Here is a 25,903-nt window from a genome sequence, read left to right as displayed (position 1 = left end):
GCGCGCGATGCACAGGACGCGCCCGGCCGGCCCGGGCCCGCGCCGCTCGGTCCCGCCCGGCGCGCCGTCCGGCACCCCCCGGACGCCCCTCGGACGCCGCTCAGCGGCCGCGCAGCCGCCGTACCAGGATGCTGGCCTCACCGCGCTGCTCCAGGTCCGCCAGCACCACCGCGATGGCCTCCCGGACGATCCGGCCGCGGTCCACGGCCAGGCCGTGCTCGCCGCGCAGGACCAGACGGGTGTGCTCAAGATCCATGAGCTCCTCCGCGGACACGTACACGGTGATCTTCTCGTCGTGCCGTTCCCGCCCGGTGGGGCGGCGCGGGGCACGGCCGCGTGCCCGGGAGCGCCCGGCGGTCCCGGCCTGCTCCTCGGCGGCACCGGTGTGCTGGCGCTGCGCCGGAGCGGCGGCGGTCCGGCCGCCCGGCGCGGTCTGCGCACCGGCCGGCTGCGAAGGCGCCGGCACCACGGCCCCCGGCCCGGCGGTCCCGGCCCGGTTTCCGGCCGCGGCCGGCTGCTGCTGGTACTCGTGCGGCTGCCCGGCCTCGCCGGTGCCCTCGGCGCCCTCGGCACCGTCCGTACCGTTGACGGCCCGCGCGGTCTCCGGTCTGGGCGCCTCGGCGGCCGGACGCGGCGCGAGGGACGGCGACAGCGCCATCCCGCCGGTGGTCCGGAACAGCTCGTCGGCACCCGGGAGACTCACTCGGCGGGGCGGCACCGGTCGAGCACCTCCCTGGCGAGCTGGCGGTAGGCGGCGGCACCGACCGAGTTGGTCGCGTACGTCGTGATCGGCTCGCCGGCGACGGTGGTCTCCGGGAAGCGCACGGTCCGCCCGATGACGGTGTGGAAGACGTGGTCGCCGAACGCCTCGACGACCCGCGCCAGCACCTCACGGCTGTGCACGGTGCGCGAGTCGTACATGGTGGCCAGGATGCCGTCCAGGCGCAGCTCGGGGTTGAGCCGCTCGCAGACCTTCTCGATGGTCTCGGTGAGCAGCGCGACACCGCGCAGGGCGAAGAACTCGCACTCCAGCGGGACGATCACGCTGTGAGCGGCCGTCAGCGCATTCACCGTCAACAGGCCCAGCGAGGGCTGGCAGTCGATGATGACGTAGTCGTAGTCGGGCAGCAGCGGCTTCAGGGCGCGCGCCAGCGCGGACTCCCGGGCCACCTCGCTGACCAGCTGCACCTCGGCGGCGGAGAGGTCGATGTTGGACGGCAGCAGGTCCATGCCCGGCACGGCCGTCTTGAGCAGCACCTCATCGGCCGTCAGCCCGCGCTCCATGAGCAGGTTGTAGACGGTGACGTCGAGCTCCATCGGGTTGACGCCGAGGCCGACCGAGAGCGCGCCCTGCGGGTCGAAGTCGACGAGCAGCACCCGGCGGCCGTACTCGGCCAGCGCGGCGCCCAGGTTGATGGTCGACGTGGTCTTGCCGACGCCGCCCTTCTGGTTGCACATCGCGATGATCTGCGCGGGGCCGTGCTCGGCGACCGGCGCGGGGATCGGGAAGTACGGCAGCGGCCGGCCGGTCGGGCCGACCCGCTCGCGGCGCTGGCGCGCGGCGTCGGGGGCCAGCGTGGCGGCGTACTCCGGGTCCGGCTCGTACTCGGCGTCCGGGTCGTCGTAGGCGCCGTAGGCGAACTCGCCGTAGGCCAGGCCGTGGGCCGGCAGATCGGCGTCGTAGTCGGTCACCGTGGTCACCTGTGCTGTGGTCTGGCGTGCTTCGAAAGTACGGAGAGCGACCGAGCCGACCTCGGCCGAGCCCACGGTGGCCTGCCGGGCCCCGGGCTCCTCACTCGGCAGTCCGGCGGCGTGCTCCGCCAGTCCTGGCTGACCACCCCCGGGAGCAAATGTCGACTCATTCACAAGTCGTCTTACCTCCTTGGGCATCCAGGACTCTATGTCGATTCGTCAGCGTGGCAGCATGCCGACGGTTTGCGACTCTAGGCCGTTCAAGGCGTTCGCAGCAACACAATCCACGGTAGTGGGCCGGATGTGTCGACTATCGGGCAACCCTCTGTCAAGGGATGGGCGGGCCCCTGACTCTAACGTTTCCGGGGGCGGGTGACGTGACCCACAGAAATTGACGACAGAGCGACCCACCCGGGCCACCGTCCGTTCGCGGGCACGGCGAAGCCCCCGGCCCGAGGGGAGCGGGTCGGGGGCCAACGGGCCGCCCCGCGGGGGCGGCCCGGTCCGGAGCGGGGCGCCGACGAGGGCACGCACCGCCCCGGGCCGGGGTGAGACGATCAGGCGAGCACGGTCTCCAGGGAGACGGACTCCAGGCCGAAGGCCTCGGCGACGGCGCCGAAGGTGATCTGGCCCTCGTGCACGTTCAGACCCTTGGCCAGGGCCGGGTCACGGCGCAGCGCCTCCTTCCAGCCACGGTTGGCCAGCTCCACGATGTAGGGCAGCGTGGCGTTGGTCAGCGCGTAGGTGGAGGTGTTCGGGACGGCGCCCGGCATGTTCGCCACGCAGTAGAAGACCGAGTTGTGGACCTTGAAGGTCGGGTCGGCGTGCGTGGTGGCGTGCGAGTCCTCGAAGCAGCCGCCCTGGTCGATGGCGATGTCGACGAGCACGGAGCCCGGCTTCATGCGGGAGACCAGCTCGTTGGTGACGAGCTTCGGGGCCTTGGCGCCCGGGATCAGCACGGCGCCGATCACCAGGTCGGCCTCCAGCACGGCCTTCTCCAGCTCGAAGGCGTTGGAGGCGATGGCCTTGATCTTGGTGCCGAAGACCTTGTCGGCCTCGCGCAGCTTGTTGATGTCGCGGTCGAGCAGGGTCACCTCGTAGCCCATGCCGATGGCGATGGTGGCCGCGTGCCAGCCGGAGACGCCACCGCCGATGACGACGGCCTTCGCCGGGTGGGTGCCGGGCACGCCGCCGGGCAGCACGCCGCGGCCGCCGGCCGGGCGCATCAGGTGGTACGAGCCGACCTGCGGGGCCAGCCGGCCCGCGACCTCGGACATCGGGGCGAGCAGCGGCAGGGCGCCGTTGGCGAGCTGCACGGTCTCGTACGCGATGGCGGTGGTGCCGGAGGCGATCAGCGCGTCGGTACCGGCGCGGTCGGCCGCCAGGTGCAGGTACGTGAAGACGGTCTGGCCCTTGCGCAGACGGTGGTACTCCTCGGCGATGGGCTCCTTGACCTTCAGCAGCAGGTCGGCGGTGGCCCACACCTCGTCGGCGGTGGGGAGGATGGTGGCACCGGCGGCCACGTACTCCTCGTTGGGGATCGAGGAGCCGACACCGGCGTTGTCCTCGACGTAGACCTCGTGTCCGTTGCGGACCAGCTCATGCACGCCGGCGGGCGTGATGGCCACGCGGTACTCGTGGTTCTTGACCTCGCGGGGGATGCCGACCTTCACGGCTAAACACGTCCTCTTGCCATGGGGGTCCCTACCGGAGAAGACCGGCGGGCGACGCGCATAGGGGGAAGCCGCCGGACGACACCGGGGCACAGACTTCTGCGCGCTGAGTTCGAGTGTAATGAAGCCCAGGCGGCGTGTCAGCCTTCCAAAGTGAATAAATCTGCCGGACACATTGGCAGGTTCGTAGGCTTCCCCAGTGATCTTCCCGCCAAATGCACCTCAACCAGGCATATTCGACAATACTCCCGAAGCTCCGGCTACCACCCGCTGTCGAAGCGTTCCCGCAGGTCCGCCAGGGCGGCACCGACGGCCGCCCGGCCGCGCTCGTCGCCCAGCCTGCGCAGCACCACGAGCGAGGCCCGGTACTCCCGCTCGGCCTCCTCGAAACGGCGCTGCGCGGTGTGTGCCTCGGCCACCCGGGCGAGCAGTCTGGCCTCGGCGGGCTGGTCCCCCATCGACTGCCGCAGGCCGAGCGCCCGGCCGTACCAGTCCGCCGCCCGCACCGCGTCGCCGAGCGCCCGGTGACAGCCGGCCGCGCCCTCCAGGGCCCGGGCGCAGGCGGCCTCGTCATCGGCCGCCCTGGCGTGCTCCAGGGCGGCCCGGTAATGGGTGACGGCCCGCTCCCAGCAGCCGGCCGCGGCCTGCAGGTCGCCCAGGTTGAGCAGCGCGGCGGCCGCCCGCCGGGCCTTGCCGTGCCGCTCGGCCACCGTCAGCACCAGTTCGTGCAGCTGGTAGAGGTCGGCGGGCGCGGCGCCTTCGGTCAGCGGCAGGGCCCGCAGCAGGGCGGTGACCAGCCGGCCGGCCGAGCCGTCCAGGTCGCCCTGGCCGATCGCGTCGGCGACGGCACCGAGCAGTTGGTCCCGCTCGCCGAGCAGCCACTGCCGGGCGTGGTCGGCGGAGCGCAGCCGCAACGGGCCGGGCAGCGGGTCGGGGCCGGGACCGCCGGCCGGGTCGAGCAGCGCGCGGGCGGAGTCGGTGAGCCGGACGAGCCGCTCCAGCAGCCGGGCCCGGGCCAGCTCGATCTCGGCGGGCCGGTCCTCCCGCTCGCGCAGCCGGACCAGCCGGGGGTGGAGCCGGCCGGGCACCCGGTAGCGGGGGGTTCCGTCGGCGGCGGGCGGCTCCTCGCCGAGCAGTTCCAGCTCGGCCAGCGCGGCCAGCATCGCGGCCGCCTCCGGAGCCGGGCAGCCCACCAGGGCGGAGGCGGTCCGCAGGTCGGCGGTCTGGGCGGGCGCGAGGGTGAGCGCGCGCAGGAGCCGCGCCTGGGCGGCCGGCAGCGTCGCGTACAGCAGGGTGAACGCGCCGATCAGCGGGTCGTTGTCGGGGACGGGAACGGGCTCGGCGGGCTCCGGGCCCGGCTTCACCCAGTCCGCCGGGCCGGCCGCCGGGGCCGCTGCGGGCGGCGCGGCGGTCTCCGGCGCGGCCGTCTTCCCGGCGGAGCTCCCCACGGCCTGCCCGGCACCGTGACCGCCACCGCTCCCGCCGCCCCTGGCCTCCGTCCGCCTTCCCCGGCCGGCCCGCCCGTCGGCCGCTGCCCGTCGGCCGCTCTTGACCCCGGTCACCGACCGCCCGGCCCGCTCGGGCCGCTGCTCCGTCTTCTTCTCCGGCTCCACCTCGGACCGCGGATCCGACCGCGCGTCCGGCTGCCGGTCCGCCGACCGGTCCGCCTTCGGGTCCTCCTCCCCCACCACCCTGGCCAGCTCCTGCGCCGCGTCCGTGACGGCCGCCTCGGGGTTGCCCCGCAGCCATCCGGCCATCAGCCGCAGCGCGGCCGGCCGGGAGCCACAGGTCTCGGCGAGATCGACCCCGCCGACCGGGTCGCAGCCGATCCGGGTGCCGCCGACCAGGTCGCCGAGCAGCTCGCCGGAGGCCTGCCGGTCGAGGCCGCCGAGGATCACCGGGTCGATGTCCTCGATGCCGGTGAGCGGTCCCGCCGTGGTGGCGAGGACCAGGCAGCCGGGCTCGTCGGCGAGCAGCGGCCACAGCTGTCCGGCGTCCCGCACGTCGTCCAGCAGCAGCAGGACCCGCCGCCCGGCCAGCGCCTCGCGCAGCGCGACACAGGCCGGTTCGTCCCGGCCGTCCGCGGCGGCGCCGGGCAGCGGGACGGCGGCGACGTCCGCGCCCAGCTGCTCCAGCAGCCGCCGGGCGGCCCGGGCGGGCGGCACCCGGCCGCCGTCGGGCGCGGACAGCCGGGCGAACAGCACGCCGTCGGGGTAGTCGGCGGCGACGGTGACGGCGAACCGGACGGCCAGGGTGGTACGGCCGGAGCCGGGGCGGCCGGCCAGCACCAGGACGGTGCTGCGGCCCTCCGCCGGGCGGGCGGCGGCGGCCCGCAGCGCGGCCAGTTCGGCCCGCCGGCCGACGAACAGCGCGGGCCCGGCGGGCAGCCGGTGCAGCGAGGGGGCCCCCTCGGCGGGCGCGCCGGGCCCCGCGTCCATCGTCGCCGTCTTCCTCGCCACCCGTGCCACTCCCGACGTCACCCAGCGCTCAGCGAAGGCGGCCCGGGACGGGCGCCCTGTCTGCGAAGCGTAGTTCGAGCGTCCGGCTCAGCTGAGGTGCCATCCGGTCGTACGAACCGGTAAATCACCCCGGCGGATCAACTGGGCGTGCGAAAGCCGTCCGCTCATGCCCGGAACGGCCGGGCCGGCCACGGCGAGTCGGCCGGGCGCAGCGTGTCCAGCCCGCCGGGGCCGGTGAGCGCGGCGTGCACGGCGAGGGTGCCGGTGATCAGCGTGGGGTTGTGCAGCTCGCCGGCCTGGATCAGCCGGATCAGCTCGGCGACCGGCACCCGGGCGACCTCGATCTCCAGCTCCTCCCCGTGCGCCTCGTAGCGCTTGCCCTCGGCCTCGGAGAGGTCGGTGGCCAGGAAGAGCCGCACCGCCTCGTCGGTGCCGCCGGGCGAGGTGTAGAAGTCGACCAGCACCCGCCAGCTGCCGGCCGCGCAGTGCGCCTCCTCGTACAGCTCCCGCTGCGCGGCGTGCAGCGGGTTCTCGCCGGGGACGTCGAGCAGGCCGGCCGGCAGCTCCCAGAGGCGCTGGCGGACGGGGTGGCGGTACTGGCGCAGGATCAGCACCCGCTGCCGGTCGTCCAGGGCGAGGACGGAGACCGAGCCGGGGTGGGTCTGGTAGTCGCGGCGGGCCCAGTTGCCGTCGGGCATCCGGACCTCGTCGGTGCGCACCCCGGTGACCCGGCCCTGGAACGGCGTCCCGCTGGCCCGGACCTCCCACTCCTCGGCCACATCGCGGATCCGCGGCTGCTGCTGGTCGTCCATCGGTCTCCCCTTTTCGTCAGTACGACACAATCTAACGCCGAACGGCGGCCCCGCAGGAATCGCGGGGCCGCCGTCCGGTGAAACACCTCGGAACTACTGCGCTACTGCGCGTGCGCTACTTCGCGGCCGTCTTGATCTCGATGGCGGCCTTCACCAGCCCCGCGAAGAGCGGGTGCGGGCGGGTCGGGCGGGACTTCAGCTCCGGGTGGGCCTGGGTGGCCACCAGGTAGGGGTGCACCTCGCGCGGGTACTCGACGTACTCGACCAGGTCGCCCTTGGGCGAGAGGCCCGAGAAGACCAGGCCGGTCTTCTCCAGGTCCGCGCGGTAGGCGTTGTTGACCTCGTAGCGGTGGCGGTGACGCTCCTCGACGTACTGCTCGCCGCCGTACACCTCACGGACGATCGAGCCCTCCGCGAGCTTGGCCGGGTACAGGCCCAGACGCATGGTGCCGCCCAGGTCGCCCTTGCCGTCGACGATCGCCAGCTGCTCGGCCATGGTGGAGATGACCGGGTACTTGGCGGCCGCGTCGAACTCGGTGGAGTTGGCCTCGGGCAGGCCGGCCAGGTTGCGGGCGGCCTCGATGACCACGCACTGCAGACCGAGGCAGAGGCCGAGCAGCGGGATCCGGTTCTCCCGGGCGTAGGTGATCGCGGAGACCTTGCCGTCCACGCCGCGGTCGCCGAAGCCGCCGGGGATGCAGATCGCGTCCACATCGCCGAGGTGCTCCTGCGCGCCCTCGGGCGTGGTGCAGTCGTCCGAGGTCACCCACTTGATCTCGACCCGCGCGTTGTTGGCGAAACCGCCGGCGCGCAGCGCCTCGGTCACCGACAGGTAGGCGTCCGGCAGGTCGATGTACTTGCCGACCAGGGCGACCTTCACGATGTGCTGCGGCTCGTGCACGCGGCGCAGCAGGTCGTCCCAGGTGGTCCAGTCCACGTCGCGGAACGGCAGGTCGAGACGGCGCACCACGTACGCGTCCAGGCCCTCGCCGTGCAGCACCTTGGGAATGTCGTAGATCGACTTGGCGTCGATGGCCGCGACCACGGCCTCCTCGTCCACGTCGCACATCAGCGAGATCTTGCGCTTGATGGCCTGCGGGACCTCGCGGTCGGCGCGCAGCACGATGGCGTCCGGCTGGATGCCGATGTTGCGCAGCGCGGCCACCGAGTGCTGGGTCGGCTTGGTCTTCAGCTCGCCGGAGGGGCCGATGTAGGGCAGCAGGGAGACGTGCACGAAGAAGACGTTGTCCCGGCCGACCTCGTGGCGGACCTGGCGGACCGCCTCCAGGAACGGCAGCGACTCGATGTCGCCGACGGTGCCGCCGACCTCGGTGATCACCACGTCGACGTCCTCGGTCGCCATCCGGCGGATCCGGGACTTGATCTCGTTGGTGATGTGCGGGATGACCTGGACGGTGTCGCCCAGGTACTCGCCGCGGCGCTCCTTGGCGATGACGGTCGAGTACACCTGGCCGGTGGTGACGTTCGCCGAGCCGTGCAGGTTGGTGTCCAGGAAGCGCTCGTAGTGACCGATGTCCAGGTCGGTCTCGGCCCCGTCGTCGGTGACGAACACCTCACCGTGCTGGAACGGGTTCATGGTGCCCGGGTCCACGTTGAGGTAGGGGTCGAGCTTCTGCATCGTCACGCGCAGGCCGCGGGCCTTGAGCAGTGCGCCCAGGCTGGAGGCGGTGAGGCCCTTGCCGAGAGAAGAGGCGACACCCCCGGTGACGAAGAGGTGCTTGGTCGTCACGGCGCGGCCGTTCGATGCCTTGCCGGAATGGGGCTGTGCCAAGAGGGGGCTCCCGTGGGTCGCGTGTCGAAGGTGACGTGGGCGGGAGGCTCGCGGGTCGCCTGCCGACGGGAGTGCGGTGTGGTGCACGGCACTCGGAGGGTCGTCGGTTCGGCTGGTCCGGGGCGTTTGATCCCACCGGTCCACGGGATACCAGGGTAACAGTGACCCGGCCGGGACGCGTTCCGGCCCGCCCGGGTCGCCCGGGGAGCGCACCTGCGGCGTACCACCGGCGCACCACCCGGCGCACTTTTCACACCGGTCGCACCACCGGCCGAAGCGGGCCACTCCGGGGCTCTCTCCCGGGCCATCAGGGCCCCTCCGGACGGGTCATCCGGAGGTGATCCTTCCGAGCCATCCTGTGCCGAGCCACCGCGATGCACGGCATTTCCGCCGAATTGTGGCGCCACACGAGGCGGCGTCCGCGTGCTTCGCCCCTTTCGTCCGTCGTAAGCTGCACGGACGCATCGCCGACAGCAAGAGCACGCGGAGGGCGTGGGAGGGTCAGGACACCTCTCGGTCCCCGATGCGCGACCGGACCTCCCCGTAATCCAGCTTCTTCCACCCACCCAGGGACTCGACCGAGCCCCGCGCGGACACTCCAGCAAGGCCCGCCACCACCCCCCGGCGGGCCGGACGTCCCGGGGTGACCACCCGGCCCCGCAGACCGCTCGCTCTCCTCGGATCGCCGATGCGTCGTGACCACATTGCGAACTGGAGATCCACGTGGCCGGCCGTATCGAGGACTACGCACTCATCGGGGACATGCAGACCGCCGCCCTGGTCAGCAGGGACGGAGCAGTGGACTGGCTCTGCCTGCCCCGTTTCGACTCGCCGGCCGTGTTCGCCGGCCTGCTCGGCACCGATGAACACGGCTTCTGGCGGATCGGGCCGGCCGAGGTGATGGCCGTCGACCTACCCGCCCCGGCCGCCGCACCGGCCGTCCCGCCCGTCCGCTTCGCCGGCACCGGCGGACTACGGATGCCCCCGGCCACCGCCGCCGCGCCGGCCGTCCCCGCCGACCGGCGCCGCTACCGGGGCGACTCGCTCGTCCTGGAGCAGGAGTGGGACTCCCAGGGCGGCACCGTCCGGGTGATCGACTTCATGCCGCCGCGCCCGCTGGCCGGCCGCGACTCCGTCCCCCAGATGATCCGGATCGTCGAGGGCGTCTCCGGCACCGTCCGGATGCGCTCGGCGCTGCGGATGCGGTTCAGCTACGGCCGGATCGTGCCCTGGGTGCACCGGGTCGAGCAGGCCGACGGCGGCCACCGCACCGTCGCCGTGGCCGGCCCCGACTCGGTGTGGCTGGACGGCGAGGCCGAGACCTACGGCCGCGACCTCACCACCTACGCCGACTTCACCGTCACCGCCGGTGAGCGGATCGCCTTCGCGCTCACCTGGCAGGCCTCCCACCTGGAGGCCCCGAAGGCCCCGGACGCCGAGGAGATGCTCGACGCCACCACCGACTTCTGGCACGAGTGGGCCGGCCAGTGCACCTACCAGGGCCCCTACCGCGAGGCCGTGATCCGCTCGCTGATCACCCTCAAGGGCCTCACCTACGCCCCGACCGGTGGCATCGTCGCCGCCCCCACCACCTCACTGCCCGAGGACATCGGGGGCGAGCGCAACTGGGACTACCGCTACACCTGGCTGCGCGACGCCGCCATCACCCTCTCCTCACTGCTGCGCACCGGCTACCGGGACGAGGCCAAGGCCTGGCGCGAGTGGCTGCTGCGCGCCGTCGCCGGGGACCCGGAGAACCTGCAGATCATGTACGGCATCGCCGGCGAGCGCGAGCTGACCGAGTCCTCGCTGGACTGGCTGCCCGGCTACGAGGGCTCCCAGCCCGTCCGGGTCGGCAACGGCGCGGCCGGCCAGCTCCAGCTCGACGTCTACGGCGAGGTCGTCGAGGCCCTGCACCTCGCCCACATGACCGGCCTGGTCCGCAACGACCACGCCCACCACCTCCAGCTGCGGCTGATCGAGTACCTGGAGGACCACTGGCAGGAGCCGGACGAGGGCATCTGGGAGGTGCGCGGCCCGCGCCGCCACTTCGTCCACTCCAAGGTGATGGCCTGGGTCGCCGTCGACCGCACCATCAAGCTGCTGGAACAGACCCCCGAGGACGCGCCCTCCGACGGCCACCTGGAGCGCTGGCGCGAGCTGCGCGAGACCATCCACCGGGACGTCTGCGAGAAGGGCTACGACGCGGAGCGCAACACCTTCACCCAGTACTACGGCGGCCAGGAGCTGGATGCCTCGCTGCTGCTGATCCCCCAGGTCGGCTTCCTCCCGCCGGACGACAAGCGGGTCATCGGCACCATCGAGGCCATCCAGCGCGAACTGTCCACCGAGGACGGCTTCGTGCTCCGTTACCCGACGCACGACGATTCGAGCGGTGACCACGCCGAGAACGTGGACGGCCTCTCCGGCCACGAGGGCGCCTTCCTGGCCTGCTCGTTCTGGCTGGCCGACGACCTCGCCATGATCGGCCGGGTGCAGGAGGCACGGGAGCTGTTCGACAGGCTGCTGTCGCTCCGCAACGACCTGGGCCTGCTCGCCGAGGAGTGGGACCCGCGCGAGAAGCGCCAGGTCGGCAACTTCCCGCAGGCGTTCAGCCACGTCCCGCTGATCGACACCGCGCTGCGGCTGACGGCCTGCGGCGGTGCCTACCTGTCCGCCCAGCCGGACGGCCGGGCGGCCGACCGCACCGAACAGGCCACCGTCTGAGCCTGGGCCGGTCCGGGCAGGGCCCGCCGGACCGGCCCTACGCGCTGCGCTGGACCAGCTCGTCGTAGGTGCTGAGCACCTGGGCGACGGTGGCGGCCTCGTCCGGCCAGGTCCGGGCCTGCTGGCGGCCGGCCTCGGCCAGCCGCTCGCGGCGGGCCGGATCCGCCAACAGCTCGCGCACCGCCCGGCCGAGGGCGGCCGGGTCGCCCGGCGGGAGCAGCACGGCCGCGTCCCCGACCAGTTCGGGGATACCGCCGACGGCGGTGGCGACCACCGGCACCCCGGCCCGCATCGCCTCCTGGACCACCAGGGAGCGGGCCTCCCAGCGGCTGCTGACCACCACCAGGTCGGCGGCCGCCAGCAGGTCCGGTACATCGGTGCGGTAGCCGAGCAGCCGGACCGGCAGCCGCTCGGCGGCCACCCGCTCGCGCAGCCCGGGGGCCTCCGGGCCGTCTCCGGCGACCAGCAGCAGCGGCCGCGGGTCCAGGGCGGACAGCTCGCGGGAGGCGTCCAGCAGCACCCCGAAGGCCTTCTGCGGGACGAGCCGGCCGACCGCCAGCACCAGCGGGCGGTCCGGGCCGTCGCCGAGCAGCGCGGCCCTGGCCCCGGCCCGCTCCAGCCGGCCCTCGGGCATCGGCGGGGCGGCCACCGGGCCGAGCCGGGCGTCGGTGGCGCCCAGTTCACGGGCCCGGGCGACCAGGTCGGAGGAGGCGCCGAGGACCAGGTCGGCGGCGCGTGCCACCCGACGCTCCATCAGTCGCTGGAGCCTCCGCTCCATGCCGGTGGCCAGCAGCGCGTGGTGCGAGGTGACCACCAGCGGGGTCTCCGGGCGCAGCCCCGGGAAGCGGCCCGCGGTGCGCAGCGCCAGGTCGGAGAGGAGGGCGGCGCGCAGGCCGTGGGCGTGCACGACGTCGGCGCCGGTGAAGGCGCGGCGCAGTTCGCCGATCGCGGTGGCGTCGCTGCGGGCGCCCGCGGTGGGGGTGATGTCGACCAGGTGGAACCTGGCGCCGGTGCGGGAGAAGCCGAACAGCGCGTCCGTACCGGCGGGGGCGCAGACCGTGACGGTCACTCCGTGCGCGACCAGGCCCTGTGCCAGGGAGCGCACATGCGCACCGATGCCGCCGGTACTGGCGGCCAGGACGAGCACCACGTGCAGCTGCCCCGGCTCGGGGGCGGCCGCGGTGGCCCGTGCGGCGGAATGGTCCACGTCGTCTCGCATCCGACTCGATCAGGTACTCACGCCGCGCTGCGAGGATTGCCCGCCGACGGCGCTCGGGACTGGAAAGCCAGTGTCCAGCCGCCACCATGCCAGGTCGGCGGCCCTCTTGGACAGTCGGCGCCACCGAGGGGCGCGTCGCCGTCGTCCGTAGGGCCGCCGCCCGTACGGCTAGCGGTGGCGCGGGGCCCTGGCCGCGGCGAGCAACTCCTCGGCGTGGGCCCGGCCGAGCTCGGAATCCTCCAGACCCGCCAGCATCCTGGAGAGTTCGCGCACCCGCTCCTCGTCGTTCAGCACCTTGACACCGCTGCGGGTCACGGTGCCGTCGTTGGTCTTCTCCACCACCAGGTGCCGGTCGGCGAAGGCGGCGACCTGCGGCAGGTGGGTGACCACCACGACCTGGGCGGTTTCGGCCAACTTGGCGAGCCGGCGGCCGATCTCGACCGCGGCCTTGCCGCCGACGCCCGCGTCCACCTCGTCGAAGAGATAGGTGGGGACGGGGTCGGCACCGGCGAAGACCACCTCGACGGCGAGCATCACCCGGGAGAGCTCACCACCGGAGGCGCCCTTGGCGATCGGGCGGGGCTGGGCGCCGGGGTGCGGGGCGAGCAGCACCTCGACCTCGTCCACGCCGTGCGGACCGTAGGCGACAGTGCGGCCGTCGACCTCGAGCCCGGCCAGGTCGTCCACCCAGCCGACGGCGAAGGTCACCCGGGCGTGCGGCATGGCGAGTTCGGCGAGCTCGGCCGAGACGGCCTCGGCGAAGCGGCCGGCGGCGGCCTGCCGGGCGTTCGAGACCTCGGCCGCCAGATCGGCCAACTCGGCGCGCAGCGCGGTCTCCTGGGCGCCGAGCTCGTCGATCCGCTCGTCGTCGCCGTCGAGCTCGGCGAGCCGGGCGGCGCCCGCCTCGGCCCAGGCGATCACCTCGGCGAGGGAGTTCTCCGGGCCGCCGTACTTGCGCAGCAGCTGGGCCAGGACGGCCCGGCGGTCCTCGACGGCGGCCAGCCGGACCGGGTCGGCGTCCAGGTCGTCGGCGTAGCCGGCCAGGTCGCCGGCCACGTCGGCGAGGAGGTAGCCGACCTCGTTCAGCCGGTCGGCGAGGGCGGCGAGCCGCTCGTCGTGGTGGCGGACCGCCTCCAGCGCGCGGCGGGCCTGCGCGAGCAGGGTCCCGGCGTCCAGCGCCTCCGGGTCGGCCGGGTCGCCGGCCAGGGCGGCGTGGGCCATCGTGGCGGCCGAGGAGAGCGCGTCGGCGTGGCCGAGCCGCTCGGCCTCGGCGGACAGCTCGCCGTCCTCGCCGCCGACCGGTTCGGCGGCGGCGACCTCGTCCAGGCCGAAGCGGAGCAGGTCGGCCTCCTGGGCGCGCTCGCGGGCCCGGGTGGTCAGCTCCTCCAGGGTGGCCGCGACCTCGCGCAGCCGCCGGTAGACCTCGCGGTAGCGGGCCAGCGGCCCGGCCACCGCCTCGCCCGCGTACCGGTCCAGCGCGCCGCGCTGGCGCGCCGGGCGGAGCAGGCGCTGCTGGTCGGTCTGGCCGTGGACGGCTACCAGGTCCTCGCCGAGTTCGGCGAGCAGCCCGACCGGGACGGCCCGGCCGCCGACGTACGCCCGGGACCGGCCCTCGGCGGAGACGGTCCGGCTGATCAGCAGCGCGCCGTCGTCCAGTTCGGCCCCCGCCTCGACCGCGCGGACCGCCGCCGGGGAGCCGGCGGGCAGTTCGAGGCGGCCCTCCACGACCGCGCGTCCGGTGCCGTTGCGCACCAGGCCCGGGTCGGCGCGTCCGCCGAGCAGCAGGCCGAGGCTGGTCACCACCATGGTCTTGCCCGCACCGGTCTCACCGGTCACGGCGGTGAAGCCGGGAGCCAGTTCGACCACCGCATCGTCGATGACCCCAAGATCCCGTATCCGCATCTCGTCCAACACGGTGACGACCTTACGAGGTTCCACCCCCGGCGCGCGACGAGCGGCAACCTGGCGCCCGCAAGTTCATCCCTTCCGGGAGGTTCGCGAAGCGGTGGGCACGGTGCACCAGCGCAGGAAGAACTGCGCGAGCGGGCCGATGGCCAGCGCATACGCGACGGTGCCGACGCCGACGGTGCCGCCCAGCAGAACGCCGGCGGCCAGAACGGTCAGTTCGATTCCGGTGCGGATCAGCCGCAGCGAGCGGCCGGTGCGCCGGTGCAGGCCGGTCATCAGGCCGTCGCGCGGGCCGGGGCCGAGCCGGGCGCCGATGTAGAGACCGGTGGCCAGGCCGTTGAGCACGATGCCGGCGGTCATCAGCGCGATCCGGCCGGGCAGTCCGCCGGGGGTGCCGACCACCCGCAGGGTGAGGTCCATCGTCACCCCGAGCACCAGCACATTGGCGACGGTGCCGACCCCGGGCCGCTGGCGCAGCGGGATCCAGAGCAGCAGTACGGCCGCGCCGCAGATGGTCACCCAGGCGCCCACCGAGAGGCCCACGGTGCGCTGGAGGCCCTGGTGGAAGACGTCCCACGGGTCGAGGCCGAGGGCGGAGCGCAGCATCAGCGCCAGGCTGGCGCCGTACAGGGAGAGCCCGACGGCGAGCTGCGGGAGGCGGCGGCCCAGCGCGTGGGTGTCGCCGAACAGGCGGACGGCGGGCGGGGTCCGCTCCGGGCGGACGGTGGGCGTGGGGGTCGGCGTGGTCGTGGTGGCCATCGGGTCTCCTGCTGGTGGTGCTGCACCGCCGGCGACAGGCCCGGCAGTGGCGGACTTGACGGCCGCCCTGCCATGATGGGCAGGCCAAAGCGACCCGCTCCAGGGCCAATTCCAAGCAAGTGGACTGATCAGCCATGGCCGACTGGCACACCACCGTCACTCCCCCCGCGCTCGCCCGGCTGCTCGGCACCGCCCGGCTGCCCGAACCCGCCACCCCCCGCCGGCCCGCCTACCGAACGCTGGCCGGGCAGATCCGGCTGCTGGTCTCCGAGGGCCGGCTGCCGGTCGGCGCCCGCCTGCCCGCCGAGCGCGAACTGGCCGCCGCCCTGGAGCTGAGCCGCACCACCGTCGCCACCGCGTACGAGACCCTGCGCACCGACGGCTATCTGCGCAGCCGTCGCGGCGCCGGCAGCTGGACGGCCCTGCCCGAGGGCGCCCCGCCGCCCAGTGACGCGCTGCACCCGGTGCCGCCGGACGAACAGGGCCGCACCCTCGACCTCGGCGTCGCCGCCCTGCCCGCCCCGCAGCCCCACCTCGGCGCGGCGGCCGCCCGGGCCCTCGAACAGCTGCCCGCGTACGCCGCCGGGCACGGCCACTTCCCGACCGGCGTCCCGGTCCTGCGCGAGGCGGTGGCCCGCCGCTACACCGAGCGCGGGCTGCCGACCACCCCCGACCAGATCCTGATCACCACCGGCGCGATGGGCGGTCTGCACCTGGCCCAGCGGGTGCTGATCGGCCGCGGCGACCGGGTCGCCGTCGAGGCGCCCAGCTACGCGCACACCCTCCAGGCGCTGCGGCTCGCCGGCGCCCGCCTGGTGCCGGTCCCCTACGCCTGGCCGGGCGGCCCCCGGCAGCAGCCCGGCTGGGACCTCGCCGAGTGGCGCCGGGTGCTGCGCGGCGCCGCACCCAGGGTCGCGTACGTGATCCCGGACTTCCACAACCCGACCGGCGCGCTGACCGGCGAGGAGCAGCGCCGCGAGCTGCTGGCCGCCGCCCGGGCCGCCGGCACCGTGGTACTGGTCGACGAGACCACCGCCGAACTCGGCTGGGGCGTGCCCGAAGGGGCCGGATTCCCCCGCCCGACGGCCGCGCTGGACCGGGCCGCCCAGGTGGTCACCGTCGGCTCGGCGGGCAAGCTGCTCTGGGGCGGACTGCGGATCGGCTGGGTGCGGGCGGCCCCCGCGCTGGTCCGCCGGCTGGCCACCGAGCGCGTCTACAGCGACGTCGGGGCCCCGGTGCTGGAGCAGCTGATCGCCGCCGAGCTGATGGGCGAACCGCTCCCGGCCGTCCGCGCCCACCAGTGGGACCGGCTGCGGGCCACCGCCGCCGCCTTCGCCACCGGGCTGGCCGCCCGCCTGCCCGGCTGGACGTACGCCGAACCGCCCGGCGGGCTCTGCCTCTGGGTCGCCACCGGCGGCCTGTCCGGGGCGGCGATCGCCCGGGCCGGCGAACACGGCGGGGTACGGATCGCGGCGGGCAACCGCTTCGGCTCCGACGGCGCCTTCGAGAACCACATCCGGATCCCGCTCACCGTGCCCGCCCCGGCCGTCCCCGCCGCCGTCGAACGACTCGTCGCCGTCGCCGCCAGGGCGGCCGACGGCGGCCGGTGGAGCGCCACCGACGACAGCCAGCCACTGGCGGTCTGACTGGGCGTCAGGGCGGCTCGGGGACCGTCAGGATCTCAGGGGGTCTGCGAGCGCCCGCGCCAACCCGTCACCGGCAGCGCGAACTTGGCCACCAGCCGGTCGGTGAACGGCGCCCGGTGCAGCCGGGCCAGGCGCACCGGCGTCTGGCCCCGGCGTACCTCCACCCGCGCCCCGGCCGGCAGTTCCACCGAGCGCCGCCCGTCGCACCAGAGCACCCCGTGCGGCGTCTTCGGCTGCACCTCCACCGCCAGCACCGAGTCCGGCGAGGTCACCAGCGGCCGGGCGAACAGCGCGTGCGCGCTGATCGGCACCATCAGCAGCGCCTCCACCTCCGGCCACACCACCGGGCCGCCGCCGGAGAACGCGTACGCCGTCGAACCGGTCGGCGTCGCGCAGACCACCCCGTCACAGCCGAAGTTGGAGACCGGACGGCCGTCGACCTCGGTCACCACCTCCAGCATCCGCTCCCGGGAGGCCTTCTCGATCGACGCCTCGTTCAGCGCCCAGTCGTGGTGCACCGCGTCGCCGTTGGTCCGCACGATGACATCGATGGTCATCCGCTCCTCGACCTCGTAGTCGGCGTCCACCACCCGCTCGACCACCACCGCGAGATCGTCCCGTTCGGCCTCGGCGAGGAAGCCCACCCGGCCCAGGTTGATGCCCAGCATCGGCAGCCCGTGCTCGCGCGCCAGCTCCGCCCCGCGCAGCAGCGTGCCGTCCCCGCCCGCGACCAGGATCAGCTCGCAGCCGTCCGCCGCGCCCGGCCCCCCGGCCACCCGCTCGACCCCGTCCGGCAGATCCAGGTCCACCGCCTCGGCCGCGAGCAGTCTGATCCGGATGCCCGCCTTCAGCAGCCCGTGCACCAGGCCCTCGACGCTGCGCAGCGCCGCCTCCCGGCCGGTGTGCGCGATCAGGAAGACCGTACGTTCCTCACTCATGCCGCTGCCCTCTCCCTACGCCTGCCGGGTCGCCCTCGGCCCGGTGCGGCCGCGTCACTCAGCATGACGGACCGGACGCCCGCAAAGCACCCTATCGGGGGCCCTCGGCGACGGCCCGGTCCGCCTCCGCGGGGTCCAGCGCGGGGGCGTCCCGGCGCAGCCAGAGGAAGTACTCGACGTTTCCGGACGGGCCCGGCAGCGGGCTCGCGGTGACCGCCCGCACGCCCAGCCCGAGCTCCCAGGCCTGCCCGGCCACCTGCCGGACCATCTCGGCCCGCAGCTGCGGACTGCGCACCACACCGCCGTTGCCGAGCCGGTCCTTGCCGATCTCGAACTGCGGCTTGACCATCAGCACCAGGTCCGCGTCCTCGGCGGCGCAGGCGGCCAGCGCCGGCAGCACCAGGCCCAGCGAGATGAACGAGAGGTCGCCGACCACCAGGTCGACGGGGGTGCCGCCGATCAGTTCCAGGGTCAGCTCGCGCACATTGGTGCGGTCCATCACCGTCACCCGCTCGTCGCTCTGCAGCGACCAGGCGAGCTGGCCGTAGCCGACGTCCACCGCCAGGACCCCGGCCGCGCCGCTTCGCAGCAGCACATCGGTGAACCCGCCGGTGGACGCGCCCGCGTCCAGCGCCCGGCGCCCCTCGACCACCAGGCCCTGCGGCACGAACGCCGCGAAGGCCCCGGCGAGCTTGTGACCGCCCCGGGAGACGTAGTCGGGGTCGTTCTCGTCCTTCGCCACCACGACCGCCGCCGCGGTCTCCACCTGGGTGGCCGGCTTGGTCGCGGTGGTGCCGCCGACGGTCACCCGGCCGGCCGCGATCAGCTCGGACGCGTGCTCGCGCGACCGGGCCAGCTTGCGGCGGACCAGCTCCGCGTCGAGACGGCGTCGTGCCACTGCCACTGGTGTTTCAGCTCCTACGGGTCATTCCTGGCGGGTCATTCCTGGTCGAGCGCGGCCAGCGTGTCGGTGAGCCGCTGGTGAACATCTTCGTACACCGCGGGGTGCGCCTCGGTCGGCACCCCGTCCAGCGCCGCCAGCCGGGCCAGCCCGGCGTCCACGACGGGGTGGCCGGTCGGGGCCGGTTCGCCGCCCGGCGGCAGGAGTTCCCCGGTGATCGGTTCGGTATCAGGCATCGGGCTTCTTCGTGCTGGTCTTCCGGACGGTGGTCTTCCTCGTGGCGGTCCGCTTGGCGGGCATCTCCTGCCCTGCGGCCGCTGTCCTTCGGGTGGCCGAGCTCTTCGTCACGGCGGTCTTCTTCACCGCCGTCTTCTTGGCGGCGGCCTTCTTGGCGGGCGCCTTCGCGGCCGGGGTCCTGTCCGTGGCGGCCTTCTCCGATGAGGCCTTCCCGGTGGGGGTCTTCCCGGTGGGGGTCTTTCCGGTGGGGGCCTTCCCGGCCGGGGCCGGCTTCTCCGTGGCCGGCCGCGCGGTGGCCTTCCCGGCCTGCTTCTTCACCGGCTTCCCCGCCGCCGGCTCGGCCGGACCCACGGGTTCCCCGGTGCGTGCCGGGCTCTCGGGCTCCAAGTCCTTCACGTCCCGAACATCCTGCACGTCCCGGACGTCCCGGACCTCCCGCACGGCCTTCGCGGGCCTTGCGGGCGGCACCGGCGGATCGACCTCCACCGGCTCGTCGACCTCGACCCGCTCGGCCGCTATCGGCTCGCCGATCACCCGGACCGCGGGACCGTCCTCCTGCTCCCAGCCACGCCCGAACAGATCGTCCGCCCGGGGAGCCGGAGCCGGCACCACCGTCGTACCCGCCGGCCCGTCCCCGCCCTGGACCTCACGCAGTCTGCTCTCCAGATAGGCGAGCACCACACCGACCTTGGTCACCTGGTCGCCGACCCGCTCGAAGGCCTTCTCCACCTCGCCGCGCGCCACACCGACCGCCAGGTCCACCCCGGCCCGTCCGGCGGTGACCGCCTCCTCCGCCAGCGTCTGGAGCTGCTTGGCGGACGGCGGGAACTGCCCGCCGAACCGGCGCTCCACCTCGGTGACGTCGATCCCGGTCCGTTCCAGCAGCTCCGCCGCCGTCCCGACGACCCGCTTGCCGACCTCCTCCACCAGCCCGGCGGCGACCTCCACCGCTCCCCGCACCGTCTTCGGCAGCATCCGGGTGCCTCCTAAGCGCCTGCGCGCATCGCTCCGTCGCCGTCGGGTGTCCGGAACGTCCGGGCACCCCACTGACGACGCTACCGCCAAAACCCTCCTGCGGTACCGTGGCCCGCAGTCACCGCCGCCGCCCGCCACAGGCCGGACGCCGTACCGAGGAGTGGACCCACCGCCATGGCCAACGCCGAGGAGTGCCGTGAGGCACTGGAGCAGCTCAGCCGGAACATGGCGAAGTCCACCGGAGACGTCCGCACGGCGGCCTCCCTCGACCGCTCGCTCACCTGCCGGATCACCGACCTCGACCTGACCTTCTCCGGACGGCTCCGCGACGGCCGGATCCAGGACGTCACCGAGGCCCCCGGGGCCCCCGCCGAGAAGGCCGAGATCCGGCTCACCATGGCCAGCGACGACCTGGTGGCCCTGGTCGACGGCAGGCTCAACTTCGCGGCCGCCTGGGCGGGCGGCCGGGTCAGGCTGGAGGCCGGCTTCCGCGATCTGCTGCGGCTGCGCACCCTCCTCTGACCCCGGCCGCCCGCCCAGGACGGGTCGGGGCCGGTCAGAAGCCCAGCTCGGCCAGCGCCTTCCGCCCGTCGACCGGCTCGCCGTCCGCGTCCAGCGCCGTCCACGCCGCCGCGCAGAGTGCCCGCAGGCCGTCCCAGCGGTCCGCCCCGACGCCCTCCAGCCGCAGCACGCCGCCCTCGGCCACCGCGGTCCAGCCGCCGCAGCCGAAGCCGCCACCCGGCTGTTCCGTCACCACCGGGTGCGGCACCAGCAGCCCGCGCAGGTCCGCGGCCAGGTACGTCGGCCGGTGCTCCACCACCGCGGCCAGCAGCTCCGCCGCGGTGGTCACCCCGGTGAAGACCAGCAGGCTGTCCACCCCGCCGTTGAACGCGCCCTCGATGTCGGTGTCCAGCCGGTCCCCGACCACCAGCGGCCGCTGCGCGCCCGTCCGCAGCACCGTCTCCCGGTGCATCGGCGGCAGCGGCTTGCCCGCCACCTCCGGCTCCACGCCCGTCGCCGCGCGCACCGCCGCGACCAGCGTCCCGTTGCCCGGCGCGATGCCGCGCGCCGTCGGCACCGTCAGGTCGGTGTTGGACGCGACCCAGGGCAGCCCCTGCTGCACGGCGTACGAGGCCTCCGCCAGGTGCGTCCAGCCGACCGAGGCGTCGTAGCCCTGGACCACCGCGAGCGGCTCCTCGGCCAGCGTGCGGACCGCCACCAGGCCGCGCTCGGCCAGCGCCTCCTCCAGGCCCGCACCGCCCACCACCAGCACCTTCGCCCCGGCCGGCACCTTCTCGGACACCACCCGGGCGGCCGCCTGGGCCGAGTTGATCACGTCGGCGGGCTCGGCCGGCACACCCAGCTCGGTCAGGTGGGCGGCCACCACCCGGGGCGGCCGGGAGGCGTTGTTGGTCACGTACGCCAGCCGCATCCCGGTCGTCCGCGCCGTCGCCAGCGAGTCCACGGCGTGCTCGATCGCGTTCGGGCCCGCGTAGACCACGCCGTCGAGGTCCAGCAGCGCCGTGTCGTACGCCTCGGTGAGCGGGTGCTCACTCCCGCCCGGGGCGGTCCGTCGCGCGGTGGTGGCCGTCTCGGTCATGCCTGCTCTACCTCATTCGCTGCGTCGAAAGTCACTGCGTCGAAAGTCACTGCGTTCACTGCGCTCACCGCGTCCGTCGCGGTCACGCCTTCGGTGCGGTCACTGCGTCGGATCCCCGTCGGCCGGCACCTCGGACTCCGCGTTCCCCGGCAGCGCGCCGGACGCCCGCGGGGCCTCCAGGTACCCGGGCGCCCCCGGCAGCAGAGGGCCGAACGCCCCGGCGCGGGCCGCCAGGGTCGCCCGGGTCTGCCGCAGCGCCGCCCGGTAGTGGTCCGTCTCCGGCCGCATCGCCACGGCCAGCGCCAGATGCTCGGCGGACGTCTCGAAGTCGCCCAGCCGGGCGGCCGACACACCCCACCCGAACTGAGCGTAGTCGTCCGAGGGGTCCGCCAGGGCGACAGCCCGGAAGTTCTCCAGCGCCGCCGCGTACGAACCGGCGTCGAACTGGGCCCGCGCCAGCGTCTCCCGGATGCTGCGCGAGTGCGGCTCGGCGGCGGCCGCCCGCGCCAGCAGCTGCTCGGCCGCCGCCGGGTTCCCCTGCGCGAGCAGCGCCCCGCCCCGGCGGAACCAGTCGTAGACGTCCCCCGCCGGATCCCCCGTCCGCCCCTGCGCGGGCACGCCGCCACCCTCGGCCGGACCGTCCCCACCGGTGGCACCGCCCGACCGGGCGGGCATACCCGGCTCACCGGGTCCGCTGCCGTCCACCCTCTCCTGCCTACCGCTCATGCGTACCTCGCCCTCGGTCACGACGCCCGCCCCACCGATCGGCACGGGCGTTCAGATCTCTGAACAACGCGTACCCGATTACGATGCCCAGAATGAGCACACCCAGTGCAGAAAGCGGAGTGGAGTCTCCGCAGGGCGGCCCCGGCGATCCCGGGCACGTCGCCACCGCAGGTCTGTCCCTGTCCCCCTTCCGAGGTCTGAGGTACGTCCCCGACCGGGTCGGCACCCTGGCCGCGGTCACCTCACCGCCGTACGACGTCGTCGACCCCGGCCGCCGGCTCGACCTGGAGACCGCCGACCCGCACAACGTGGTCCGGCTGATCCTGCCGCGCCCCGAGCCCAACGACGCCGGCGACCGCCCCGACCGCGACACCCGCTACCGGCACGCCGCCCGGCTGCTGCGCGACTGGCAGCGCGAGGGCGTCCTGGCCGCCGACCCGGAGCCCGCGCTCTACGTCTACGAGCAACGCGTCCCCGCCACCGGCGACTCCCCCGAGCTGCTGCAGCGCGGTCTGGTCGGCGCCCTCGCCGTCAGCGGCCGGGAGGCCGGCGTGGTGCTCCCGCACGAGGACGTGATGCCCCGGCCGGTCGCCGACCGGGTCGGCCTGATGCGCACCACCCGGGCCAACCTCGAACCGCTGCTGCTCACCTACCGGGGCAACGGCGGCGCCGCCGGGGTGGTCGAACGGGCCGTCCGGGGCGAACCGCTGCTCACCACGACCACCACCGACGGCACCCACCACCGGCTCTGGGCCGTCACCGATCCCGCCGAAATCGCCGAGGTCGGCCGCGACCTGGCCACCTGCCGGGCGTTGATCGCCGACGGCCACCACCGGTGGGAGATGTACCTGCGGCTCCAGCGCGAGCACCGCCACCTGCCGCGCAGCCCCTGGGACCGGGGCCTGGTACTCCTGGTCGACACCGCCCGCTACCCGCTGCGGGTCCGGGCGATCCACCGTGTGCTGTACCGCCTGCCGGTCGCCGAGGCGCTGAAGAAACTGGGCGACCGCTGGCAGGTCAAGGAGGTGCCGGGCCCGCTGGACACCGCCCTCCAGGCCCTCGCCGAGCAGAAACGGCACGGCGGCACCGGCTTCCTGCTCACCGGCGGCGACGGCGTCTACTGGCTGATCGGCGAACCGGACGAGTCCCTGATCGACGCCACCGTGCCGAGCGACCGCCCCGAGGAGTGGCGTCACCTGGACGCGACCGTCCTGCACGCCACGCTGCTCGACCACACCTGGCGCGTCCCCGACGGCCCCGACGACATCGGCTACCTGCACACCGCCGTGTCCGCCGAGCGCGAGGCCGCCCGGACCGGCGGCACCGCCGTGCTGCTGCACCCGGTGCGCGAGAGCGTGGTCCGCCGGCTCGCCGAGCAGGGGGTCACCATGCCGCGGAAGTCGACCTCCTTCGGCCCGAAGCCCGCCACCGGGCTGGTCCTGCGCAGCCTCGAACTGGGCTGACCGGGCTCGGTTGACCGGCACAGCAGTGAGGCCCTGCCGCACTCCGGGAACTCCCGGGGTGCGGCAGGGCCTCACTCAGTTCTGACGGGCGCGTCGGTCAGCGCTTCTCGTCGGTGGAACGCTCCGGCACCACGCCGTCGAACTCCTCGTCGATCTCGACGTCGTCCTCGTCGTAGTACTCCTCGACGTCTTCCTCGTCCTCGAAGATCTCCCGCTCGTCCGGCGCACCGCCGCGCGACTTCGCCGCCGGGGCCTCGGCCGGCTCGTCCTGCTCGGACTCGTCCAGCTCCGGGTCGAGCGCGTCGACGAACTCCAGGCCGTCGATCTCGGCCAGCCGCTCGGAGGCGTTGGTCGCACCGTCGGTGTCAGCCTCGGCGGCCTTCGCGAACCACTCGCGGGCCTCCTCGCCACGGCCGGCCGCGATCAGCGCCTCGGCGTACGCGTAGCGCAGACGGGCGGTCCACGGCTGCACGGAGCTGGAGGCCAGCTCCGGGCTCTGCAGGGTGACCACGGCCGCGTCGTACTGCTCCATGTCGCTGCGGGCACCCGCCGCGACCAGGCGCATCTCGACCTGGCCGGCCTTGTCCAGCTGCTTCACCTCGGGCTCGCCGGCCATCGCCAGCGCCCGCTCCGGACGGCCCAGACCGCGCTCGCAGTCCGCCATCACGGGCCACAGGTCAGCGCGGCCGGTCATCCGGCGGGCGGCGCGGAACTCGGTCAGCGCCTCGGAGTAGCGCTGCGTCATGTAGGAGGCGAAACCGGCCGCCTCACGGACGGCGGCGACCCGGGAGGCCAGGCGAAGCGCGATACGCGAGTACTGGTACGCCTCCTCCTGCTCGCCGTCCAGCAGACGGGCGACCATCACCAGGTTGCGGGCGACATCGTCGGCAAGCGTCTTGGGCAGGCTCTTGAGCTCCTGGCGCACGTCCGCGTCCAGCTCGAAGCCGGTGACGTCCTCCGGGATCGGCAGGCGCTTGACCGGCTCGTAGTTGCCCCGGCGGTCGTCGTAGTCCCGGCCGCCACGGTCGTCACGGTCCCGGTTGTAGCCGCCGGACGGGCGGTCATCACGACGGAAACCACCACCGGAGGGACGGTCATCGCGGCGGAAGCCGCCACGGTCGTCACGGTCGCGGCTGTAGCCGCCGGACGGGCGGTCATCACGACGGAAACCACCACCGGAGGGACGGTCATCGCGACGGGCGCCGCCACGGTCGTCACGGTCGCGGCTGTAGCCGCCGGAGGGACGGTCGTCGCGACGGAAACCACCGCCACCGGACGGGCGGTCGTCACGGCGGAAACCGCCACCGGAGGGGCGGTCGTCACGACGGAAACCGCCACCGGACGGACGGTCATCGCGACGGAAGCCACCGCGGTCGTCACGGTCGCGGTTGAAACCGCCACCCGAGGGGCGGTCGTCACGGCGGAAACCGCCGCCGGAGGGGCGGTCATCGCGACGGGCGCCGCCACGGTCGTCACGGTCCCGGTTGAAACCACCACCGGACGGGCGGTCGTCACGACGGAAACCGCCGCCGGAGGGGCGGTCATCGCGGCGGAAACCGCCACCCGAGGGACGGTCATCGCGACGGGCGCCGCCACGGTCGTCACGGTCCCGGTTGAAACCACCGGAGGGACGGTCGTCGCGACGGAAGCCACCGCGGTCGTCACGGTCGCGGTTGAAACCGCCACCCGAGGGGCGGTCGTCACGACGGAAACCGCCACCGGACGGACGGTCGTCACGACGGGCGCCGCCACGGTCGTCACGGTCCCGGTTGAAACCACCACCCGAGGGGCGGTCATCGCGGCGGAAACCGCCACCGGACGGACGGTCATCGCGACGGGCGCCGCCACGGTCGTCACGGTCCCGGTTGAAACCACCACCGGAGGGACGGTCGTCACGACGGTAACCGCCGCCGCCGGAGGGGCGGTCGTCACGACGCGGGCGGTCGTCACGGTCGTCGCGACGCGGACCACGGTCGTTGGACCAGCCCCCGCGAGACCGGGGCTCGTAGCCGCGGCCGTCGTCCGATCGACGCTCGGGACGGTCCTGGGGCTGGTTCGACATTGTGGTGACTCCTTCTGCTGCTTCAGCTCCACCGCGGACCGGGCGACACGACTGCCCTCACGCGGTTCGATGCCGGCCTCCTGGCCGGGCACCATCTCCATTGTCCGACATCCCGGGAGACCTCGCGTCTGGGCGAAAGTCCCTGGTGTGCCGGCACTGCACATGTTCGCAAAACACAAAAAGGCCGCGGCCCCAGCGAATCGCTGGGGCCGCGGCCTTGAATAATTGTTCGGCGGCGTCCTACTCTCCCACAGGGTCCCCCCTGCAGTACCATCGGCGCTGTGAGGCTTAGCTTCCGGGTTCGGAATGTAACC

Annotated in this window: 20 protein-coding genes, 1 rRNA gene and 1 pseudogene; 4 read left to right on the top strand and 18 right to left on the bottom strand. The window is 74.2% G+C overall.

Annotated features, from left to right (window positions below; all coding sequences use genetic code 11):
- Positions 1–100: 100 nt before the first annotated feature.
- The 6 genes from ACIP82_RS35825 to ACIP82_RS35800 all read right to left on the bottom strand — a co-directional run bounded on the left by ACIP82_RS35825 (position 101) and on the right by ACIP82_RS35800 (position 8,428).
- Positions 101–703, bottom strand: a complete 603-nt coding sequence (locus ACIP82_RS35825) for a hypothetical protein (RefSeq protein WP_363613317.1) — start codon at positions 701–703, stop codon at positions 101–103.
- On the bottom strand, positions 700–1,767 hold the full coding sequence (locus tag ACIP82_RS35820; protein ID WP_400659699.1) for a ParA family protein: 1,068 nt from the start codon (positions 1,765–1,767) through the stop codon (positions 700–702). Before ACIP82_RS35820 ends, ACIP82_RS35825 begins: the two co-directional genes overlap by 4 nt.
- A gap of 482 nt (positions 1,768–2,249) precedes the next feature.
- A complete protein-coding gene (gene ald, locus ACIP82_RS35815) occupies positions 2,250–3,365 on the bottom strand; it encodes an alanine dehydrogenase (protein WP_363613313.1) in 1,116 nt (371 codons plus the stop codon).
- A gap of 260 nt (positions 3,366–3,625) precedes the next feature.
- Positions 3,626–5,824, bottom strand: a complete 2,199-nt coding sequence (locus tag ACIP82_RS35810; RefSeq protein WP_400659677.1) for an AAA family ATPase — start codon at positions 5,822–5,824, stop codon at positions 3,626–3,628.
- 164 nt (positions 5,825–5,988) lie between these two features.
- Positions 5,989–6,636 carry an NUDIX domain-containing protein gene (locus ACIP82_RS35805; RefSeq protein ID WP_400659675.1) on the bottom strand — a complete coding sequence of 216 codons (648 nt, stop codon included), beginning with the start codon at positions 6,634–6,636 and terminating at the stop codon, positions 5,989–5,991.
- Between the two features lie 115 nt (positions 6,637–6,751).
- Entirely contained in the window at positions 6,752–8,428 is a 1,677-nt protein-coding gene (locus ACIP82_RS35800) for a CTP synthase (RefSeq protein ID WP_400659672.1), read from the bottom strand.
- Positions 8,429–9,151: 723 nt separating this feature from the next.
- Between ACIP82_RS35800 and ACIP82_RS35795 the strand changes: the two genes are divergently transcribed.
- Entirely contained in the window at positions 9,152–11,155 is a 2,004-nt protein-coding gene (locus ACIP82_RS35795; protein ID WP_400659669.1) for a glycoside hydrolase family 15 protein, read from the top strand.
- Between the two features lie 37 nt (positions 11,156–11,192).
- Here the strand turns inward: ACIP82_RS35795 and ACIP82_RS35790 are convergent, their stop codons facing one another.
- From ACIP82_RS35790 to ACIP82_RS35780, 3 genes are all read right to left on the bottom strand, one after another.
- Entirely contained in the window at positions 11,193–12,374 is a 1,182-nt protein-coding gene (locus tag ACIP82_RS35790; protein WP_400659666.1) for a glycosyltransferase family 4 protein, read from the bottom strand.
- A gap of 168 nt (positions 12,375–12,542) precedes the next feature.
- Complete coding sequence (gene recN / locus ACIP82_RS35785; RefSeq protein WP_363613341.1) at positions 12,543–14,276, bottom strand: DNA repair protein RecN; 1,734 nt, start codon at positions 14,274–14,276, stop codon at positions 12,543–12,545.
- Between the two features lie 75 nt (positions 14,277–14,351).
- The gene (locus ACIP82_RS35780; protein ID WP_363613303.1) at positions 14,352–15,041 is read right to left on the bottom strand and encodes a hypothetical protein; all 690 of its coding nucleotides are present in this window, start codon (positions 15,039–15,041) and stop codon (positions 14,352–14,354) included.
- A gap of 134 nt (positions 15,042–15,175) precedes the next feature.
- Between ACIP82_RS35780 and ACIP82_RS35775 the strand changes: the two genes are divergently transcribed.
- Positions 15,176–16,687: a PLP-dependent aminotransferase family protein gene (locus ACIP82_RS35775; protein ID WP_363613301.1), complete on the top strand. Its 1,512-nt coding sequence runs from the start codon at positions 15,176–15,178 to the stop codon at positions 16,685–16,687.
- 35 nt (positions 16,688–16,722) lie between these two features.
- Here the strand turns inward: ACIP82_RS35775 and ACIP82_RS35770 are convergent, their stop codons facing one another.
- From ACIP82_RS35770 to ACIP82_RS35755, 4 genes are all read right to left on the bottom strand, one after another.
- Positions 16,723–17,625, bottom strand: a complete 903-nt coding sequence (locus ACIP82_RS35770) for an NAD kinase (protein ID WP_363613299.1) — start codon at positions 17,623–17,625, stop codon at positions 16,723–16,725.
- Between the two features lie 91 nt (positions 17,626–17,716).
- A complete protein-coding gene (locus ACIP82_RS35765) occupies positions 17,717–18,523 on the bottom strand; it encodes a TlyA family RNA methyltransferase (RefSeq protein ID WP_363613339.1) in 807 nt (268 codons plus the stop codon).
- 41 nt (positions 18,524–18,564) lie between these two features.
- A complete protein-coding gene (locus tag ACIP82_RS35760) occupies positions 18,565–18,762 on the bottom strand; it encodes a hypothetical protein (protein ID WP_400659661.1) in 198 nt (65 codons plus the stop codon).
- Positions 18,755–19,738, bottom strand: coding sequence for a hypothetical protein (locus ACIP82_RS35755; protein WP_400659659.1), 984 nt, complete (start codon positions 19,736–19,738; stop codon positions 18,755–18,757). The genes ACIP82_RS35760 and ACIP82_RS35755 overlap by 8 nt, the downstream gene beginning before the upstream one ends.
- Before the next feature lie 174 nt (positions 19,739–19,912).
- On the opposite strand from ACIP82_RS35755, the gene ACIP82_RS35750 reads away from it, so the two are divergent.
- Complete coding sequence (locus ACIP82_RS35750) at positions 19,913–20,260, top strand: SCP2 sterol-binding domain-containing protein (RefSeq protein ID WP_363613293.1); 348 nt, start codon at positions 19,913–19,915, stop codon at positions 20,258–20,260.
- 34 nt (positions 20,261–20,294) lie between these two features.
- On the opposite strand, the gene ACIP82_RS35745 is transcribed toward ACIP82_RS35750, so the two are convergent.
- On the bottom strand, positions 20,295–21,338 hold the full coding sequence (locus tag ACIP82_RS35745; protein WP_363613291.1) for an HAD-IIA family hydrolase: 1,044 nt from the start codon (positions 21,336–21,338) through the stop codon (positions 20,295–20,297).
- 99 nt (positions 21,339–21,437) lie between these two features.
- Positions 21,438–22,064, bottom strand: a complete 627-nt coding sequence (locus tag ACIP82_RS35740) for a tetratricopeptide repeat protein (RefSeq protein WP_400659655.1) — start codon at positions 22,062–22,064, stop codon at positions 21,438–21,440.
- Between the two features lie 92 nt (positions 22,065–22,156).
- Here ACIP82_RS35740 and ACIP82_RS35735 point away from each other — a divergent pair, with 92 nt between their 5' ends.
- Positions 22,157–23,527 carry a DUF1015 domain-containing protein gene (locus ACIP82_RS35735; protein ID WP_363613287.1) on the top strand — a complete coding sequence of 457 codons (1,371 nt, stop codon included), beginning with the start codon at positions 22,157–22,159 and terminating at the stop codon, positions 23,525–23,527.
- 97 nt (positions 23,528–23,624) lie between these two features.
- On the opposite strand, the gene ACIP82_RS35730 is transcribed toward ACIP82_RS35735, so the two are convergent.
- The 3 genes and pseudogenes from ACIP82_RS35730 to rrf form a co-directional block, all read right to left on the bottom strand.
- Positions 23,625–24,452, bottom strand: coding sequence for a tetratricopeptide repeat protein (locus ACIP82_RS35730; RefSeq protein WP_363613285.1), 828 nt, complete (start codon positions 24,450–24,452; stop codon positions 23,625–23,627).
- A 66-nt stretch (positions 24,453–24,518) separates the two neighbouring features.
- Positions 24,519–25,379, bottom strand: a pseudogene (locus ACIP82_RS35725) (tetratricopeptide repeat protein); the annotation flags it as partial.
- Positions 25,380–25,816: 437 nt separating this feature from the next.
- Positions 25,817–25,903 (bottom strand): 5S ribosomal RNA (gene rrf, locus ACIP82_RS35720); the annotation flags it as partial.

Origin of the sequence: Kitasatospora sp. NPDC088548, from assembly GCF_044753005.1 — a bacterium.
Classification (GTDB): domain Bacteria; phylum Actinomycetota; class Actinomycetes; order Streptomycetales; family Streptomycetaceae; genus Kitasatospora.
This window is presented reverse-complemented; position numbering and strand designations above follow the sequence as displayed.

Bases quoted from the DNA above. Each gene is read 5' to 3' on its own strand.
- recN (WP_363613341.1), bottom strand. From the start codon at position 14,276: ATGCGGATACGGGATCTTGGGGTCATCGACGATGCGGTGGTCGAACTG.
- ACIP82_RS35760 (WP_400659661.1), bottom strand. From the start codon at position 18,762: ATGCCTGATACCGAACCGATCACCGGGGAACTCCTGCCGCCGGGCGGC.
- ACIP82_RS35740 (WP_400659655.1), bottom strand. From the start codon at position 22,064: ATGAGCGGTAGGCAGGAGAGGGTGGACGGCAGCGGACCCGGTGAGCCG.
- ACIP82_RS35745 (WP_363613291.1), bottom strand. From the start codon at position 21,338: ATGACCGAGACGGCCACCACCGCGCGACGGACCGCCCCGGGCGGGAGT.
- ACIP82_RS35755 (WP_400659659.1), bottom strand. From the start codon at position 19,738: ATGCTGCCGAAGACGGTGCGGGGAGCGGTGGAGGTCGCCGCCGGGCTG.
- ACIP82_RS35750 (WP_363613293.1), top strand. From the start codon at position 19,913: ATGGCCAACGCCGAGGAGTGCCGTGAGGCACTGGAGCAGCTCAGCCGG.
- ACIP82_RS35790 (WP_400659666.1), bottom strand. From the start codon at position 12,374: ATGCGAGACGACGTGGACCATTCCGCCGCACGGGCCACCGCGGCCGCC.
- ACIP82_RS35735 (WP_363613287.1), top strand. From the start codon at position 22,157: ATGAGCACACCCAGTGCAGAAAGCGGAGTGGAGTCTCCGCAGGGCGGC.
- ACIP82_RS35780 (WP_363613303.1), bottom strand. From the start codon at position 15,041: ATGGCCACCACGACCACGCCGACCCCCACGCCCACCGTCCGCCCGGAG.
- ACIP82_RS35775 (WP_363613301.1), top strand. From the start codon at position 15,176: ATGGCCGACTGGCACACCACCGTCACTCCCCCCGCGCTCGCCCGGCTG.
- ACIP82_RS35770 (WP_363613299.1), bottom strand. From the start codon at position 17,625: ATGAGTGAGGAACGTACGGTCTTCCTGATCGCGCACACCGGCCGGGAG.
- ACIP82_RS35805 (WP_400659675.1), bottom strand. From the start codon at position 6,636: ATGGACGACCAGCAGCAGCCGCGGATCCGCGATGTGGCCGAGGAGTGG.